Annotated in this window: 12 protein-coding genes; 5 read left to right on the plus strand and 7 right to left on the minus strand. The window is 69.6% G+C overall.

Annotated elements, in window-relative coordinates; all coding sequences use genetic code 11:
- Positions 1 to 103: 103 nt before the first annotated feature.
- A complete protein-coding gene (locus ACYVHG_RS04205) occupies positions 104 to 1,516 on the plus strand; it encodes a PepSY-associated TM helix domain-containing protein (RefSeq protein WP_461166171.1) in 1,413 nt (470 codons plus the stop codon).
- On the opposite strand, the gene ACYVHG_RS04210 is transcribed toward ACYVHG_RS04205, so the two are convergent.
- The 5 genes from ACYVHG_RS04210 to ACYVHG_RS04230 form a co-directional block, all read right to left on the minus strand.
- On the minus strand, positions 1,506 to 2,654 hold the full coding sequence (locus tag ACYVHG_RS04210) for a class I SAM-dependent methyltransferase (protein WP_461166172.1): 1,149 nt from the start codon (positions 2,652 to 2,654) through the stop codon (positions 1,506 to 1,508). The two genes, ACYVHG_RS04205 and ACYVHG_RS04210, sit on opposite strands and share 11 nt — an antisense overlap.
- On the minus strand, positions 2,654 to 3,616 hold the full coding sequence (locus ACYVHG_RS04215) for a class I SAM-dependent methyltransferase (protein WP_461166173.1): 963 nt from the start codon (positions 3,614 to 3,616) through the stop codon (positions 2,654 to 2,656). The genes ACYVHG_RS04210 and ACYVHG_RS04215 overlap by 1 nt, the downstream gene beginning before the upstream one ends.
- A gap of 80 nt (positions 3,617 to 3,696) precedes the next feature.
- A complete protein-coding gene (locus tag ACYVHG_RS04220) occupies positions 3,697 to 4,485 on the minus strand; it encodes an enoyl-CoA hydratase/isomerase family protein (protein ID WP_461166174.1) in 789 nt (262 codons plus the stop codon).
- Between the two features lie 69 nt (positions 4,486 to 4,554).
- A complete protein-coding gene (locus ACYVHG_RS04225) occupies positions 4,555 to 5,190 on the minus strand; it encodes an NUDIX hydrolase (protein ID WP_461166175.1) in 636 nt (211 codons plus the stop codon).
- Positions 5,187 to 6,059, minus strand: coding sequence for an ABC transporter ATP-binding protein (locus ACYVHG_RS04230; protein WP_461166176.1), 873 nt, complete (start codon positions 6,057 to 6,059; stop codon positions 5,187 to 5,189). The genes ACYVHG_RS04225 and ACYVHG_RS04230 overlap by 4 nt, the downstream gene beginning before the upstream one ends.
- Before the next feature lie 40 nt (positions 6,060 to 6,099).
- Here ACYVHG_RS04230 and glgX point away from each other — a divergent pair, with 40 nt between their 5' ends.
- Entirely contained in the window at positions 6,100 to 8,259 is a 2,160-nt protein-coding gene (glgX, locus tag ACYVHG_RS04235) for a glycogen debranching protein GlgX (protein WP_461166177.1), read from the plus strand.
- 4 nt (positions 8,260 to 8,263) lie between these two features.
- On the opposite strand, the gene serB is transcribed toward glgX, so the two are convergent.
- Positions 8,264 to 9,496, minus strand: coding sequence for a phosphoserine phosphatase SerB (gene serB / locus ACYVHG_RS04240; protein WP_461166178.1), 1,233 nt, complete (start codon positions 9,494 to 9,496; stop codon positions 8,264 to 8,266).
- 75 nt (positions 9,497 to 9,571) lie between these two features.
- Entirely contained in the window at positions 9,572 to 11,182 is a 1,611-nt protein-coding gene (gene ctaD / locus ACYVHG_RS04245; protein ID WP_461166917.1) for an aa3-type cytochrome oxidase subunit I, read from the minus strand.
- Positions 11,183 to 11,555: 373 nt separating this feature from the next.
- On the opposite strand from ctaD, the gene ACYVHG_RS04250 reads away from it, so the two are divergent.
- The 3 genes from ACYVHG_RS04250 to ACYVHG_RS04260 all read left to right on the plus strand — a co-directional run bounded on the left by ACYVHG_RS04250 (position 11,556) and on the right by ACYVHG_RS04260 (position 15,409).
- The gene (locus ACYVHG_RS04250; RefSeq protein WP_461166179.1) at positions 11,556 to 12,503 is read left to right on the plus strand and encodes a TroA family protein; all 948 of its coding nucleotides are present in this window, start codon (positions 11,556 to 11,558) and stop codon (positions 12,501 to 12,503) included.
- A 278-nt stretch (positions 12,504 to 12,781) separates the two neighbouring features.
- On the plus strand, positions 12,782 to 13,786 hold the full coding sequence (locus ACYVHG_RS04255) for an AurF N-oxygenase family protein (RefSeq protein ID WP_461166918.1): 1,005 nt from the start codon (positions 12,782 to 12,784) through the stop codon (positions 13,784 to 13,786).
- Between the two features lie 99 nt (positions 13,787 to 13,885).
- A complete protein-coding gene (locus ACYVHG_RS04260; RefSeq protein WP_461166180.1) occupies positions 13,886 to 15,409 on the plus strand; it encodes an FAD-dependent oxidoreductase in 1,524 nt (507 codons plus the stop codon).
- The last annotated feature ends 2 nt before the right edge of the window (positions 15,410 to 15,411 follow it).

The raw sequence follows: 15,411 nt of genomic DNA on the forward strand, positions 1-15,411 counted from the left end.
CGCCCCGATCGGCGATCCGGTCGGTCCGGACATTTCGGCGGGAACTCCCGGTGCCGGCGCCCCGACTAATCAGCTGACAGCCCATTTGCAAGGAACGGACCGCATGACCCTCACCGATACTCCGCAGCACGAGCCTGCGAAGGCACCCGCCCCGCCCCCGCGAAGACTCCCGCCGGTGCTCACCCAGGTGCAGGCGCTCGTCGCCCGGGTGCACTTCTACGCAGGCATGTTCATCGCACCGTTCATCCTGATCGCAGCCGTCACCGGCGGCCTGTACGCCATGACCCCGGCGATCGAGTCGGTGGTCTACCGGTCGGCGTTGACGGTGCCCGCGTCCGCTCAGCACATTCCGCTGCAGGAACAGGTGAACGTGGCGCAGCGCGCCCACACCGACCTGAAGATCACGCAGGTATGGCCCTCGGACGACCCCACCCAGCCCACCCGAGTGCTGTTCAAGGACCCTGCGATCGGCGGGAAGGCCGAGCGCGCGGTCTTCGTCGATCCGGGTAACGGTGCGATCGTCGGCGACCTGGCCAGCTACTCGGGACCGGGCGAGTTGCCCTTCCGGAAATGGGTTTCGGGCCTGCACAAGGACTTGAACCTCGGCAAGTACGGGGCGATCTACTCCGAGCTCGCGGCCTCCTGGCTGTGGCTGCTCACCGTGGGTGGACTGTTCCTGTGGTGGCGCACCACCCGTAACCGCAAGAAGCCCAAGAACCGCTCCGCGCTGCCGCGGATGCTCGCGGGACTGCCCGCACGGCGCGGCACTCGCCTGCGCGCCATGAACATCCACGCCGTCGTCGGCACCCTCGCCGCGCTCGCCCTGGTCGGACTCTCGGTCACCGGCATCACCTGGTCGGAAACCGCCGGCAAGAACGTCAAGTGGATCCAGTCCGAGATGAACTGGAAGGCCACGCCGATCAGTACCGCGGTGCCCGGCGGCGCTGACGCCAGTGCGGCGCTGGCGGACCCCGCGACGCAGGTGAGCCGGGTGCTGGAAACCGCTCGCGCAGAGGGCCTGACCGGTCCGCTGCGGCTGTACCCGCCGGCCAAGGCGGGGCAGGGCTGGAAGGCCTCGGAGCGGTGGGTCACCGGCCGCACCACCTCCGATCAGATCTCCGTCGACGGTGCCACCGGCACCGTCCTGGACCGGCAGGACTTCGCGGATCTACCGACCTTCAGCAAGCTCTCCTCGTGGGGCATCTACCTGCACATGGGAACCATGTTCGGCCTGCCGCTGCAGCTCGCCCTGCTGGCCGCGGCGCTGGCCATCATCGGCATGGTGATCATGGGCTACCGGATGTGGTGGAAGCGCCGCCCCACCCGCGGCGGTGTGGGCACCGCCCTGGGCTCGTGGAAGCACGTCGGCTGGCGGGTGCGGATCGCTGCGCTGCTGATCGCGATCCCGGTGGGGTGGATGCTGCCCTACCTGGCGATCTCCCTCGCCCTGTTCCTGGTGGTCGACGTCGTGATCCAGGTGATCAAGACCCGCCGCACACCCGCGGTCAGCGGGTAGGCCGGGTCAGGAAGGCCGTGAGCTCGCGGCCGATGCGGGTGATCACCACCGTCATCGGCTGCGAGCCTCGCAGTTTCAGCTTCTTCCGCAGCACATCGGGGTCCACGCCGGCACCGCGGGTGAGGATCTCCAGCGATCCCACGTCCCGCGCCCGCAGTTCCGCCCGCAGCGTCTTCTCGGTGAACGGCAGTCGTTCGAGGATCTCGAAACCGCGTTCTCCGTGCGGGACCTTGTCGCCGGTGAGGTAGGCGATGTGCTCGTCCAACTGCCACAGCCCGTGCCGGGCGGCGTACTGCCGAACCAGTCCGGCGCGGATCACGGCACCGTCGGGTTCGACGATGAAGGCGCCCGCCGGGCCGGGGTCCACGTCCCCCGGCGCGGTGGAGACCACCTCGAACCCACCGGTACCGCGCAGCACCGTCGCCCTGGTCAGTCCGGGGACGGCGACCGGACCGGACCACAGGCACGCCTCCCGCACGCCGCCGTCGAGCGAGACCACTTCGACTTCACCGTCGAATCCCTCGCGGCGCAGGCCCTGATAATCGATGCCGGGTGCGGTCTTGACGGCCAGGGAGCGGCCGAAGTAGGCGGCGCGCAGTTCCGACAGGGCCGGTGACATCCGTTCCGGGTCGGCTATCCGCCGCCCGCCGCCGCGCCGCGCCGGATCGGCTATCACCACATCCGCGGTGGTGGTCGGGGTGAGCGCATCGGCGACGAAGACCAGCGCGCGGGGCACGTTGTGCGCGGCCATGCGGGCCCGGATCGGATCGATGTCACTGCCCACCACCCGCGGGCAGACCTGTACCAGCGCCTGGAGTTCGGCGCCGATCGAGCAGGTCACGTCGTGCACCGACAACCACGCCAGTCGCCGTGCCCGGTGCTCGGCGACTGCGGCCGGGGTGGCCTGCTGCACCGCCTCGTCGGAGAGCAGCCAGTTCTCGACGGGGCCGAGCTTGCCGACGGCGCGACGACGCGCGCGGACCTGTTCGATCACCGCGGGCGCGTAGGCACCGGCGATGCCCCGCACCGTCGACACATCCGAGAGCAGGGACGCCTCGGACAGATCCAGGCGGTCCGCCGCAGCGATCGCCTGGGCACCTTCGGCCGACCGAAGGTACGACAGCCCGGCGGCGTCCACTACTCGGGCTTTGTACCCGTGATCGCCAGGTTGTAGAAGAACTTGCGCGGCACGACGCGGCTGAGCACGTTCTCGTCGAACGCCGAGAGCTTCTTCCACCCACCGAACGCGAAACCGGCCCAACCGAATCCGAGCTTCCCCGGCGGGACGGCGGCTTCGAAGGTGCGCACCGGCCAGCCCAGGAAGGCGGCGGTGAACTCGTCGGTGCTGGCGCACACGTCCACCGCGCCGGCACGAGCGGCCATGGCCTCCATCTCGTCCGGATCGAAGGTATGGATGTCCACGACGGCCTCCAGAGCCGCGGCGCGGGAGGACTCGTCAAGTTCGGCCTGCGGACGGCGCCAGTCCGCCAGGAAGGGGAGCCGGGTGACGTTGGTGGTGATCGCCCAGGTGATCCGGCCCAGCCAGCGGGCGTAGAAGTCGCCGATCGTGGTGGGCTCACCGGCGAACACGAAACGGCCGCCCGGCTTGAGTACGCGCAGCACCTCGCGCAGCGACTGCTCCACATCGGGGATGTGGTGCAGCACTGCATGGCCGACGACCAGATCGAAGGTGTTGTCGTCGTACGGGATGGTCTCGGCGTCGGCGACCCGGCCGTCCACCACGTGCCCGAGCGACTCACCGTTGCGCAGCGCCACCTTGACCATGCCGGGCGAGAGATCGGTGACCGATCCCTTCTCCGCGACCCCCGCCGACATCAGGTTCAGCAGGAAGAAGCCGGTTCCGCAGCCGAGTTCGAGGGCACGGCCGTAGGGCTTCTCGTTGTCTCCGCCGGTGGCGGCCTCGAACCGGTCACGGGCGTAGTCGATGCACCGGTCGTCGAAACTGATGTGCCACTTCTCGTCGTACGTCTCGGCCTCCCAGTCGTGGTAGAGCACCTGGGCGAGCTTCGTATCGGAGAACGCGGCCGCAACCTCGTCCGCCGTGGCGTGCGGGTTGGGGGCCGGCTGCTGGTCGGTCATGGAGGCCTTTCGACAAGTGTGGTTCCGTCAGGTTACCGTCCGGTCAGGTGCCCACCCAAGCCCGGCGTCACCGGCCCGAGTCACCTGCCGGTGAACTGAGCCTTACCCGGGCCGTTCTCGACGAACGAGGTCATTCCGATGGTCCGGTCCTCGGTGGCGAACAGTCCGGCGAACAGGTGCCGCTCGATCGCCAGGCCGGTATTGAGGTCGGCATCCAGCCCCTGGTCGATGGCCTGCTTGGCGGCGCGCAGGGCCTGCGAGGCGGCCCCGGTGAACTGCTTCGCCCAGGCCAGGGCGGCGTTGTAGACCTCGTCGGGTGCCACCACCTCGTCGACCAGGCCGATCTGCAGGGCCTCCTCGGCACCGACGAAGCGGCCGGTGAAGACCATGTCCTTGGCCTTCGACGGTCCGATCAGGCGGGCCAGGCGCTGGGTACCGCCGCCGCCGGGGATCACCCCGAGCAGGATCTCCGGGACTCCCACCTTGGCGTTGTCGCCGACGATGCGCCGGTCGGCGCCGAGCGCGACCTCCAGGCCACCGCCGAGGGCGTAGCCGGTGATCGCGGCGACGGTGGGCTTGGTGATGGAGGCGATCGCGGACAGGCCGCCCTGCAGCAGGGCGATCGCCTCACTCATGTCGGTGTAGCCCATCGCCTGCATCTCCTTGATGTCGGCGCCGGCTGCGAAGACCTTCGGACCGCCATAGACGATGACGGCCTTGATGTCGTCCCGGCTGTTGGCCTCGGCGGCCAGCGCCAGCAGCTCGTCCTGGACCTGCGAGTTGATCGCGTTCATCGGCGGCCGGTTCAAGCGGATGGTGCCGATGCCGGGGTGCTCGTCCGAGGTCTCCAGGGTCACGAATTCAGTCATGCCCGCGACGTTACCGTGCAGCCCGGTCGCGCCGGCCGGGACTGCGGTTGCTACCCGCCGGTACGCCCGTCAACGGACCCCGCCGGCACCGCCGGCGGTGCCCGCCGCGTACTCCGCGCGCCCCGGGAAGCGCCGGTCCTCGGGCCGGTCGCCCTCGACCATCGCCACCGGCGCCAGATCCGCCGATCGTGCCGCCCAGTGCAGCGCCGCCGCCGCGGTGTCGAAGGGCAACAGCTGGAACAGTTGCGAGAACGTGGGCGCCATCAGCTTGTACTCGCCGGCCAGCCAGGCGTCGATCGCCCCCTGCGGGGTGCGCCATCCGGCACTGACCGCCTCGGTGGTCCTCAGGTCCGCGGTCTGTCCGCCGGGCAGGCCGGCGAGGTAGAACATGGTGTCGTAGCGGCGGGTCCGCCCCGGTGGCGTGATCCAGCGGGAGAGCGGCACCAGGTGCGCCGGGTCCAGTCGCACCCCGCACTCCTCGTGGGTCTCCCGGACGGCGGTCACCGTCAGGTCTCCCCCGTCCGCCGGCTCGATGCCGCCGCCCGGGAACACCGTGACGTCCGGCGCGAACTCCATCCCGCTCGAGCGGGTCTGCAGGAAGACCTCCAGCCCCGACGCCGCGGTCCGCAGCAGCACGACGGTGGCCGCCGGCCGCACCGGGACGTCCGCGCGTTCGCGGGGGTGGCCGGCGCCCGCGCCGCTCACTGTTGCAGCCGCCGCCGGCCCGGGCGTGCGGCTCGGCGGGCGAAGTACCGTCCGTCCACCGAGTCGAGCACGATCCGCTGGCTGAAGGTCTCCGAGAGCACCTCGGCGGTGAGCACGTCGCCGATCAGGCCCTGCGCGACCACGCCGCCCTCCTTGAGCATCAGCGCGTGGGTGAATCCCGGCGGGATCTCCTCGACGTGGTGGGTCACCAGGACCGTGGCGGGCGCGTCCGGATCCTGGGCGAGGATGTCCAGACGGGCCACCAGTTCCTCCCGACCGCCCAGGTCCAGGCCCGCGGCGGGCTCGTCGAGCAGCATCAGTTCCGGATCGGTCATCAGGGCCCGGGCGATCAGCACCCGCTTGCGCTCACCCTCGGAGAGGGTGCCGAAGCGGCGGTTCGCCAGGTGCTCGGCGCCCATCGACTCGAGCACGTCGACGGCGCGGCTGATGTCCACCTCGTCGTAACGCTCGCGCCACCGGCCCAGCACCGCGTATCCGGCGGACACCACCAGGTCGGTGACCAGCTCGTCGTCCGGTACCCGGCCGGCGAGCGCCGCCGAGCACACGCCGATCCGGGAGGTCAGGTCCTGCACGACCGTCTTGCCGAGCACCTCACCGAGGATGTGCGCGGTTCCGGTCGACGGGAAGACCTGCGCCGCGGCCAGCCGCATCAGCGAGGTCTTGCCGGCACCGTTCGGGCCGATCACCACCCACCGCTCGTCGAGCTCCACCCGCCAATCGATCGGGCCCACCAGGGTCCGCCCATCACGCTTGAGGCTGACCCGCCGGAAGTCGATCAGGAGATCCTGGTCGGGTTCGGCGGATTCGGGGTATTCGGAGGCGGTGGACGCGGCTACGGAATAGGACACATCACCATCCTGCCGCACGCTTTCCGCTGAGGTTGGCAGGATGGTTCTCGTGTCCACCGACCACGCCTTGCCGTCCGCGGGAGTCGCCACCCCGCTCGGCGCAGACCCGCAGGCAGGCGGGGTGAACTTCGCCGTGCACGCCCCGGACGCCACTGACGTCTGGGTCTGCCTGGTACAGACCGGCGACGACGGCGCCCGCCGCGAACACCGCGTGCGCCTGCCGGCGCAGACCGCCGGGATCCACCACGGCTTCGTGCCGGACATCGGGGAGGGCACGCGGTACTGCCTGCGCGCGGCAGGCCCCTGGGAACCGGAGGCCGGTCTCCGGTTCAACCAGCACAAGGCACTGATCGATCCGTACGCCCGCCGGATCGACGGAGATCCGGGCGACGCGGCGGCGTTGCTGCCGTATCGGGACGACGGGGAACCGTCGGACACCGATTCGCTGGCCCAGATCCCCCTCAGCGTGGTCGCCGGCCCGCCGCCGGCCCCGGAGCCCGGCCCGCGGGTCCCGTGGGAGCGGACCGTGATCTGCGAGGTGCACGTGGGTTCGTACACGGCCCGGCATCCGCAGGTCCCCGAGCACCTGCGCGGCACCTACCTGGGACTGGCGCAGCCCGCGGTGATCGAGCACCTGCGCCGGATCGGCGTGAGCACCGTCGAGCTGCTGCCGGTGCAGGCCTGCCTGACCGAGCCCGGGGTGCGGGCGCGCGGGATGCGCAACCACTGGGGTTATTCCACCGGCGCGTACTTCGCACCGGACCCGCGGTACGCGTCCCGTGCGGGCGCCGAGGTCGAGGAGTTCGCCGCGATGGTCTCCGCGCTGCACGCCGCCGGACTCGAGGTACTGATGGACGTGGTCTACAACCACACCGCCGAGGAGTCGGTGACCGGGCCGTCGCTGTCCTGGCGCGGCCTGGACGCCCCCGGCTACTACCTGCTCGACGATGGTGCTGATCTGGACTACACCGGCTGCGGGAACACCGTGGACTGTGCGTCTCCGGCGGCGCTGCGCATGGTGCTCGACAGTCTGCGGTACTTCGCCGGGGCGTTCGGGGTGGACGGTTTCCGGTTCGATCTGGCCAGTGTGCTCGGACGCGGCCGCACCGCCACCGGTCCGCAGGGACCGGTGATCGAGTTCGACCACCGGGCGCCGCTGCTCTCGGCGATCGGAGCCGATCCGCTGCTGGCGACCCGCAAGCTGATCGCGGAGCCCTGGGACGCCACCGCGGAGGGCTACCGGCTCGGCGGCTTCCCGACCGGCTGGGCGGAGTGGAACGACCGCTACCGCGACACCGTGCGTTCGTTCTTCGCCGGCACCGGCACCGTCGGCGATCTCGCCTCACGGGTCTCGGGGAGCCAGGACCTGTTCGGCGCGACCGGGCGCACGCCGTTCTCGTCGATCAACTTCATCGCCGCCCACGACGGTTTCACCGCCCGCGACCTGGTCAGCTACCGGGACAAGCACAACGAGGCCAATGGCGAGGACGGCCGCGACGGCACGAACAACAACCACTCGGTCAATCACGGTGTGGAGGGCCCGACCGACGACCGCGCGGTCCTGGACCTGCGAGCGCAGCACGTGCGGGCCCTGCTGGCCACGCTGCTGCTGTCCACCGGCACCCCGATGCTGCTCGGCGGCGACGAGCTCGGGCACACGCAGGGTGGCAACAACAACGCCTACTGCGTCCCGGAGGGAACCCCGGCGGCCGACGCCTACGCGGTGGACTGGGAGGCCGCGGACGACGACCTGACCGCCTTCGTGGCCCGGGTCGCGGCGGTCCGGCGCGCCGCCCCGGTGCTGCGGCAGCACGAGTTCTTCGAGGGCCGCGCCACCCCGGACGGTGAGCCCGATCTGGTGTGGTTCACCGCCGACGGCACCGAGATGCCCACCGAGCAGTGGCAGTCACCGCAGGTACGCACATTGCAGGCCTGGGTGGACGGCTCGGATGTGCGCGTGCCCGGTCACGATCCGTCGGTGCCGGACAAGGACGCGCTGATCGTCTGGCATGCGGGCGGTGAGGCGGAGCTGACGCTGGGCGGACCACCGTCGTGCACCCACGACTGGCAGTTGATCGTCGACACCTCACAGCCCTCGGGTGAGCCGAGCGGCGGAGCGGATTCCGGTGGCGCCCGCTACCGGTCGCGCGCGCAGGTGCGGGTATCCGGGCCGACGGTGCTCGCCTTCCAGCAGGTCTGACGCTTCAGCTGCCGAGCGGTACCCGCCGCAGATGACCGTCGACCGCGTCGGCGGCCTCGATCTCGTCGCGGGTCACGCCGAGCACGAACAGCACCGCATCGAGGTAGGGGTGCGAGAGCGCGGTATCGGCGACCTCGCGCAGCGCCGGCTTGGCGTTGAAGGCCACGCCGAGCCCGGCGGCGGAGAGCATGTCGATGTCGTTGGCACCGTCGCCGACGGCCACCGTCTGCTCGATCGGGATGCCGAAGGAGTCCGCGAACTCGCGCAGCGCGCGCGCCTTACCGGGGCGATCCACGACGTCCCCGACCACCCGGCCGGTGAGCACGCCGTCGACCACGTCCAGCGTGTTGGCGCGCACGAAGTCCAGTTCCAATTCCCGGGCGAGCGGCTCGATCACCGCGGTGAAACCGCCGGAGACCACCCCGCAGCGGAAGCCCAGCCGCTTGAGGGTGCGGATGGTGGTGCGGGCACCGGGGGTCAACTGCAGTTCTTGCGCCACCTCGTCGATCACCGCGGCGGGGAGCCCCGCCAGGTTCTGCACCCGCGCGTGCAGGGACTGCTCGAAGTCGAGTTCACCTCGCATCGCGGCTTCGGTGACCGCTGCGACCTCGGCCTCCTTACCGGCTCGCGCGGCGAGCATCTCGATCACCTCACCCTGGACCAGGGTGGAGTCGACGTCGAAGCAGATCAGCCGCTTGGCGCGGCGGGCGATACCGGCGCGGGACGCGGCGATGTCCACCCCCTGTTCGGTGGCCACCGACACCAGCGCCGCACGGAAGGCGGCCTCGGCCTCGGCGCCACCGGGCACGGTGACCAGGAGTTCGAGTGCGGTCACCGGGTAGTCGGCGATGCCGGCGATGGACTCGATGTTCACGTTCCGGTCCGCGAGGGCCGAGGCGACGGCGGACAGCGCTCGCGCGGTGACCGGGGCGCCGAGCAGGACCACGGCGTGGGTGGCGGCCGGCGGGCGGGGCGGTTGCTCGGCGGTGATCTCCACGGCCACGTCCATGCCGACGGTGGCCATGGCCTGTTCGACGAGTTCCTGGACGTCTTCGGGGTCACCGTCGACGGCGGCGAGCACGCCGAGGGTGAGGCGACCGCGGATCACGGTCTGCTCCACGTCGAGGATGCTGACCTGTTTGCGGGCCAGGACCCCGAACAGGACGGAACTGACGCCGGGCTTGTCACCGCCGGTGACGGTGATGAGGATGGTGGGGCCGTTGCTCGATTCGGGCACGTGAGCAGCGTAATGCGCGGCCCGCGAACGCCGAACGGCGCCTCCCGGTGGGAGACGCCGTTCGAGTGCTGGAACCTAGTGGCCCTTGCCCGGTCCGGAGTGGGCCTCGGCCCGGATCCGTTCGACCATGTGCGGGTAGTGCAGCTCGAACGCGGGGCGCTCGGAGCGGATGCGCGGCAGCTCGGTGAAGTTGTGCCGCGGCGGCGGGCAGCTGGTGGCCCACTCCAGGCTGTTGCAGAAGCCCCACGGATCGTCGACGGTGACGACCTCGCCGAAGCGGTAGCTCTTGAAGACGTTCCACACGAAGGGCAGCGTGGACGCGCCCAGGATGAACGCTCCGACCGTGGAGATCCGGTTCAGCGTGGTGAAACCGTCGGTGGCCAGGTAGTCGGCGTAGCGACGCGGCATGCCCTCGGCGCCCAGCCAGTGCTGCACCAGGAAGGTCATATGGAAGCCGACGAAGGTCAGCCAGAAGTGCCAGCGACCCAGGCGCTCGTCCAGCATCCGGCCGGTCATCTTCGGGAACCAGAAGTAGATGCCCGCGTAGGTCGCGAACACGATGGTGCCGAACAGCACGTAGTGGAAGTGGGCGACCACGAAGTAGGTGTCGGAGACCGCGAAGTCCAGCGGCGGGGAGGCCAGCAGCACGCCGGTCAGACCGCCGAACAGGAAGGTCACGATGAAGCCGATCGAGAACAGCATCGGCGATTCGAAGGTTATGTGCCCCTTCCACATCGTGAGGATCCAGTTGAAGAACTTCACACCGGTGGGCACCGCGATCAGGAAGGTCATGAAGCTGAAGAAGGGCAGCAGCACCGCGCCGGTGGCGTACATGTGGTGCGCCCACACCGCGACCGAGAGCGCCGCGATCGCGAGGGTGGCGAGCACCAGGCCGCTGTAACCGAAGATCGGCTTCCGGCTGAACACCGGGAAGATCTCCGACACGATGCCGAAGAAGGGCAGCGCGATGATGTAGACCTCGGGGTGGCCGAAGAACCAGAACAGGTGCTGCCAGAGGATGACGCCACCGTTGGCCGGATCGTAGATGTGCGCACCGAACTGGCGGTCGACCTCCAGGCCCATCAGGGCGGCGGTCAGCAGCGGGAAGGCGAGCAGGATCAGCAGCGAGGTCACCAGGATGTTCCAGGTGAAGATCGGCATGCGGAACATCGTCATGCCGGGGGCACGCATGCAGACCACGGTGGTGACCATGTTGACGGCGCCGAGGATGGTGCCGAGACCACCCACGCCGAGACCCATGATCCACAGGTCGGCACCGGGGCCGGGCGAGTGCAGGGCGTCGGTCAGCGGGGTGTAGGCGGTCCAGCCGAAGTCCGCCGCACCACCGGGGGTGATGAAGCCGGCGAGCACCATCAGCGCGCCGAACACGAACAGCCAGTAGCCGAAGGCGTTCAGTCGCGGGAAGGCGACGTCGGGGGCGCCGATCTGCAGCGGCAGCGCGAAGTTGGCGAAGCCGATCACGATCGGCGTCGCGTACAGCAGCAGCATGACCGTGCCGTGCATGGTGAACAGCTGGTTGAACTGCTCGGTGGAGAGGAACTGCAGGCCGGGCTCGGCGAGCTCGGCGCGCATCAGCAGTGCCATGAGGCCACCGACGAGGAAGAACGCGAAGCACGTGACGATGTACATGATGCCCAGCGTCTTGTGATCGGTCGTCGTCACCATCTTGTAGATGAACGACCCCTTGGGCCCGGTCCGCTGCGGGTACGGACGCGCGGCGGTCACCTCGACTGCCGGACGATGCGCTTGCGCGGTCACACTTCCTCCTGCCCTGTGACGTCACGATTCCGCGGCTGTCGGAACCGTGACGTCTCCTCTTTCGGGTCTTCATTCAGGTCTTCGGTGTCGCGTTCGCCCACGGCGGACACAACGCCCGTGACGTAAGAGTAGCCCCTCGCACTGACAGTTGTCCCCGCGGTCCTACGACACTTGTCCCCGGAGTCCTACATCGCGTCGTACAGGCCTCGCGGAGGCCGCTGCGCGGCCACGTACTGCTAGCGTGACCACCGGCCGGAACGACAGGTGAGGACGGGTGGACGTGAGCAGGGTCTCCAGGAGTGGATCGGGTGCGGCGATCGTGGTCACAGCCGTTGTCGGAGCCCTCCTCACCGGGTGCGGCGGCGGACAGGAACCGATCCAGCAACCCTTCGCCTCGATCTCCACCACGACGACCCGGATCGCCTCGGCGAACATCATCGGCCTCGATCGCAAGCCCGAGGCCGCCTGCGCCGCGCCGGTGGGCGGCGGGCCGGCCCCGGCGGCGATCGTGGTGACCGATCCGAACCTGCTCGACGGCCTGTGCGCCCTCGGCCTGCAGAACCGGGTGAAGGCGGTCGCCGGCACGGCACCGTCGTACCTGGGCGCGATCTTCGGTCGCTCACCTCAGCCGTCCCGGGACGTCCGTGCAGACCTCACCATCGGCACCGAGCGGTCGGAGGCGGCGAACCGGACCGCCGATCGGCCCGTGATCGTCCCGGTACCGTCGGCCGACTGGCGGCGCGCCTTCCTGGCCCTCGCCGATGCGGTGCGGATGCCGGCGGAGGCGCGCGCGGTGATCGACCGGTACCAGCGGGACGTCACGGAGAGATCGGCGAAGATCGACGCGATCCACAACGTGGTCTCGCTGGTGCGGTTCACCGATGACGGCAGATCCCTCGCCGAGGGCACGGCGCCACTGGCGGCGCAGGTGCTGGCGGAGCTGAAGGTGGTGCGCCCGAAGCCGCAACGCACGCCGGAACCGGTGTCCATGTCCGACGGTGACTACTCCGCCGCGGAGGCCGACCTGATCTACATCGGCTACCAGGGCGACAAGGGGCGTGAGCTGGGCTCGTCCGTGATGACCTCCTCGTCCTGGAAGGACCTGCGAGCGGTCACCGCCAAGCGCCAGTTGCTGGTCGAGGACTCGGCCTGGTTCGCCACCGGCGGCCCGGTGGCCGCCGGGATCGTGCTGCACGACGTGAGCAACACCATCCGCGCCTCGTCCTGATCGCCGACCCGGCCCGAACCACCCGGAAACAGTGACGCCCCTCACATCGGGCGCGGAAAGACGCTGGCCCGGAGCTCGGTGCACACCTGTTCACGAATTCCTCGGAACAAACCCTTCAGTCATGCTTGTTTCCGGTGATAGGATTAGGCCACTTGAATCTCACACACGGCTTCTACCTGCAGAAACGATAGTGGGATTTCCCACACTCCGCGGTGGGAAAGCCAGGGTCGAGCCGGAACGTGTGCGACACGAAAGGATTCACCATGGCCCTGTTGAACATGCCGCGTATGACGCACATGGCGCGTATGCGCGGGCGTTCCTTCCCCGGCCAGGCCGAATACGAGCAGACGCTCGACGACCTCTCCGAAGCCTCCGTCCGGCGCAACTTCGATCCCTACATCGACATCGATTGGGACTCCCCCGAACTGGCTGTCGTCCCGGACGATCCGCGCTGGGTGTGCAACTCCCGGTTCGATCCGATCGGCCGGCACCCGTGGTACCAGAAGCAGCCCCTCGCCAAGCAGATCGAGATCGGCATGTGGCGTCAGGCCAATGTCGCGAAGGTCGGCCTGCAGTTCGAGTCGATCCTGATCCGCGGGATCATGCAGTACACCGCGTTCCAGCCGAACAACTCCCCCGAGTTCCGCTACGCCACGCATGAGGCGAAGGAGGAGTGCCAGCACACGCTGATGTTCCAGGAGTTCGTCAACCGCACCGGGATGGACGTTCCCGGTGGTCCGCGCTGGTTCCGACGGATCTCTCCGTTCGTCCCACTGGCCGCCACCGCCTTCCCGAACATCTTCTACATGGGGGTGCTCGGCGGTGAGGAGCCGATCGACCATCTGCAGAAACAGTTCCTGCGCTCGGCGGAGACCCAGCACCCGGCGATGACCGCGGTGATGCAGATCCACGTGGCCGAGGAGGCGCGGCACATCTCGTTCGCGCACCAACTGCTCGAACACAAGATCCCCACCCGCGGCCCGGTCCCCCGGTTCCTGTTGTCACTGGCGCTGCCGCTGGTGATGCGGGTGCTGTTGGGCGCGATCATGGTGCCCCCGCGCCGGTTCTGGAGCAGGTTCGACATCCCGCGGTCGGTGAAGAAGGACATCTTCTGGAGTTCACCGGAGTCCAAGGCGATGCGCAGCGAGGTCTTCGGCGATGTCCGGCTGCTGGCGGAGCGCTCCGGGTTGATGAACCCCGTCTCGCGGCTGCTGTGGCGCGCACTCGGCATCTCCGGGCGGGTCTCCCGCTTCCGGAGCGAGCCGTCCTACGCGGCGCAGTAACCGCGCAGCCATCCCGCCGTCCGGCTCGGCGGCCCGAACGGGCCGGCTCGGGCCGGACGGTCCTCCACGTGCGGTCGACCACGACCCGAAGGGACATCCATGCCCCACGTCATCACCCAGTCCTGTTGCAGCGACGCCTCGTGCACCTTCGCGTGCCCGGTCAACTGCATCCATCCCACTCCCGACGAGCCGGGCTTCGCCACCGCGGAGATGCTGTACGTCGATCCCACGACCTGTGTCGACTGCGGGGCGTGCGTGACCGCCTGCCCGGTCGACGCGATCGGGCCGGCGCATCGCCTGCCCGACGAGCACAAGGTCTACATCGAGCTGAACCGCTCCCTCGCCGCGGCCGACCCGGCGAACGCCGTGCTGGACAGCCCGAATCCGCAGCAGCGCAGCCGCCCACCGATGGCGCACACCGTTCCGCCGAAGTTGCTGCCGATCGCCAAGGACGAGGTGATCAGCGTCGGGGTGATCGGCAGCGGTCCGGCCGCGATGTACGCAGCCGACGAACTGCTGCGGTACGAGCAGGTCACCGTCGACGTCTACGAGAAGCTCTCCACCCCGTACGGCCTGGCCCGGTTCGGGGTCGCACCGGATCACACCCGCACCCGCAAGGTGTCTGGCCTGTTCGACAAGGTCGCCGCGGATCCGGCCTTCCGTCTCCATCTCGATACCGAGGTCGGCCGCGATATCGGTATCGAGGAGTTGCGGCAGCGGCACGACGCGATCGTCGTGGCGGTCGGGGCGAGCACCGATAAGAAGCTCGGCATCGACGGTGAGGACCTGCCCGGAGTGCGCAGTGCCACCGACTTCGTCGCCTGGTACAACGGCCACCCCGAGCACCGCGGCGACCCGATCGACCTCGGCCACGAGCGCATCGTGATCATCGGTAACGGCAACGTCGCCCTCGACGCCGCGCGCATCCTCACCGCCGACCCGGACGAGCTCACGGACACCACGATCTCGCCCGCAGCGCTGCAGGCGTTGCGGTCCTCGCAGGTCGAGGAGGTGGTGATCGTGGCCCGCCGCGGCCCCGAGCACGCCGCGTTCACGCTGCCCGAGGCCCTGGGGCTGACGCAGCAGCGCACCGTCGTCCTCCATCCCGATCCCGATGTGGCCGAGACGCTGGTCGCCGGCGGCGAATCCGAATTGGCCGGGCACAAGCTGGCGCTGCTGGAATCCCTGGACACCCGTTCGGATGCGCGGCGCCGGATCCGGTTGCGATTCCTCACCACGCCCGAGTCGATCGAGACGTCCGGCGACGGACTGATCCTGCGCGCACGGCACTCGCTCACCGGGCAGCCGGTGGGCCTGCCCGCTGCGATGGTGCTCACCTCCGTCGGCTACCGGGGCGTTCCGGTGCCCGGACTGCCGTTCGACGACCGCGCGTGCGTCCTGCCGAACGCGGCCGGCCGGGTGCTGGGCGACGACGGTGCGCCGCTGCCCGGCGTGTACGTGACCGGGTGGATCAAGCGCGGTCCGAACGGATTCATCGGCACCAATCGGACCGATTCGCAGGAGACGGTCGCCCGACTCGCCGAGGACGTGGCCGCCGGTGTGGTCACCGGCCGCGCGGCGGGCAGCGGCAAGCGCGGTCTGAGGCGGCTGCTGGGCGCGTAACG

This window comes from Tsukamurella serpentis, from assembly GCF_054780975.1.